Below are 205 nucleotides of genomic sequence, written 5' to 3'. Positions count from 1 at the left end.
GCGGTCACATGCGCCACCGATGCGCGATATCGGCCACGCACCGTGTTGCGGGTCAGCTCCCGCGACACCGTCGACGGCGCCCGCCCAATTCGGGCTGCGATCGACCGCACCGACTCGCCCGCCGCGATACCGACCGCGATCTCCTCACGCTCCGCGAACGACAGATACCGGCCCTGCAGATTCCGGCCACGGCGCGGCCGCACCC

Annotated in this window: 1 protein-coding gene; it reads right to left on the bottom strand. The window is 71.7% G+C overall.

Annotation, left to right across the window (positions count from 1 at the left end; translation table 11 throughout):
* A partial coding sequence (locus ACLQ2Q_RS22270; protein WP_425824099.1) for a helix-turn-helix domain-containing protein occupies positions 1 to 205 on the bottom strand: 205 nt, incomplete at both ends.

It is taken from the genome of Microbacterium sp. DT81.1 (genome assembly GCF_049844955.1).
Lineage (GTDB): Bacteria > Actinomycetota > Actinomycetes > Actinomycetales > Microbacteriaceae > Microbacterium.
The sequence above is the reverse complement of the archived record's forward strand: the minus strand, read 5'-3'. Positions and strand labels throughout refer to the sequence as shown.